General features: G+C 59.3%; 2 protein-coding genes. One reads left to right on the top strand and one right to left on the bottom strand.

The annotated features are described in order from the left end of the window. The first annotated feature begins 114 nt into the window (after positions 1–114). On the top strand, positions 115–924 hold the full coding sequence (locus tag NW820_RS08160; protein ID WP_414407203.1) for a hypothetical protein: 810 nt from the start codon (positions 115–117) through the stop codon (positions 922–924). On the opposite strand, the gene argB is transcribed toward NW820_RS08160, so the two are convergent. Beyond that, positions 921–1,859 (bottom strand): acetylglutamate kinase, encoded by a 939-nt coding sequence (gene argB / locus NW820_RS08165; RefSeq protein ID WP_414407204.1) that lies wholly within the window; start codon positions 1,857–1,859, stop codon positions 921–923. The two genes, NW820_RS08160 and argB, sit on opposite strands and share 4 nt — an antisense overlap. Between the last annotated feature and the right edge of the window lie 209 nt (positions 1,860–2,068).

Raw genomic sequence — 2,068 nt, forward strand, 5'->3', positions numbered from 1 at the left:
GGCTATAGCTGCACCCCTAATGGCTCTGGGACGGACGGAAAACTGGCCGCTTCAGGAGCTTCTGGCCGCTCGGTTCGGGCAGGCTGTAGGCAGCTTGATGAGGAGAAACCGGCAATGTCTTACTCAACCTCTTACTCCGTGTCTTACTCGAAAATCTTTTTCCCAGTTTGGGTGGCGGGGCTGCTGTTGTTGATCGGCGGCGGGATCCTGTTTGTCCTGCTGCGGGCTTTTGGGCTACCTATTGGGGAGCTGGCCGATTGGGCCATTGGGATCGCCAGCTTTTGGTGGCTGGTGGTGATCGTCACCCTTCCCTGGAACCTCTACTTTCAGGCCAAGGCCGTTCAGCAGGAGGCGGTTGTGTCTCAGGAACGAGGGATCCCGGTGGAAGATTCAACCTTGGCTTTCCTACAAAAGCTCAGCCGCTGGTCGTTGCGCGTGGCCATTGCCCTGCATGGGCTGTCGGCTCTGGCTTTCTATGGCCTGGCGGCTGGGCAGGTGACCCCCCTCGGCTACCCCAGCGCTGTGGCTGCCCTGTTGTTGACGGCTCTGCGCCCGGCCATCCGCGGCTACGAGTATTTGGCCGACCGCTTGGCCCAGTTGCAAGGGCAAATCCGCATCCCTCGCGAAGATGCCCTCGAGCTGGCGGAACGACTAGAGCAGTTGCAGCGCCAAGTCGAGCAGTTGCAGGAGCAATGGGATCCCGGCAAGCCCGGTTCTTGGGCCCAACAGGAGGAAGAAACCCGGCGCTACCTGCGGCAGGAGCTGGCCGCGCTCAAAGCCCAACTGGAACAGTTGCGGGCCAGCAACGAGCTGGAGCACAGGCAATTGCGCCAGGAGACCCGCCAAGCTGTGGCTCAGCTCAGTGTGGATAGCCAATTTCTCGGCCATGTGCGGGAGATCCTGCGCTTCATCAAGGAAGCCTAGCAGGATCCGTTGTTCAGCCCTTCCAACTGGGCGGCAAATTGAGAAGGAACCAGCTTGGTGCCCACGCCGGCATCGGTCAGCAGCTCCAGCAGCAGAGAGTGAGGGGATCCCCCATCCAGAATGTGGGCCGCCCGCACCCCTTGTGCCAAGGCGCGAATGCAACACTGCACCTTCGGGATCATGCCGCCCTTGACGACACCGGCTTGGATCAACTGGCGAGCCGTCTCGATATCCAGCAACGTAATCAGAGAGCTGGGATCCTGGGGATCCCGGAGAATGCCAGGGGTGTCGGTGAGCAAAATCAGCTTTTCTGCCCCCAGAGCAGCCGCCAGTTCTCCCGCCACCGTATCGGCGTTGATGTTGTAGGCTTGGCCTGTCTCATCGGCAGCCACGCTGGAGATCACCGGAATCTGTCCACCTTCCAATAGGGTTTGCAGCAACTGGGGGTTGATACTGCTCACTTCCCCAACAAAGCCGATCTCTGCCCGGCCCTGGGATCGCGCTTTGATCAAGTTGCCATCTCGCCCGCACAGCCCCACCGCCGATCCGCCGGCCAAGCTGATGAGCTGCACGATCTGCTTATTAACCTTGCCCACCAACACCATCTCCACTACTTCCATGGTGGCGGCATCGGTAACCCGCAAGCCATCCACAAACTTGAAGGGAATGTCCAGTTTTTGTAGCCAACTGTTGATCTCCGGCCCCCCCCCATGCACCAACACCGGGCGGATCCCCACACAGGCCAGAAAGACGATGTCTCGGAGCACCTCGGCCCGTCGCTCTTGGTGCACCATGGCTGCGCCGCCGTATTTGATGACAATAACGCGGCCCTGGTACTGCTGAATGTAGGGTAAAGCCTCGATGAGGATCTGCGCCCGCGTAAGGGGATCACACGCCGACCCGGTCGCCTCAGAAAGGGAAGAGTTGGTTTGCACTGCTGTAAGTCCCTAGAAGTCCAGAAAACCTGACCTAGAGTATCCCATTCTGCTTGCAAAGCAGATCTCAGGCTTTGGGCGTCAACTGGTGGTTTTTTTTCAAGCTCGCTTCCCCAACCCAAGGACAATTTGGTTGAGGAATCGCCGTCAATCTTCAGGTATGGAACGGGATCGCCAGCAAAGGCAATAGGGACAACCCCAACCAGGCC

Origin of the sequence: Synechococcus sp. R55.7, from assembly GCF_047461955.1 — a bacterium.
GTDB lineage: Bacteria > Cyanobacteriota > Cyanobacteriia > Thermostichales > Thermostichaceae > Thermostichus.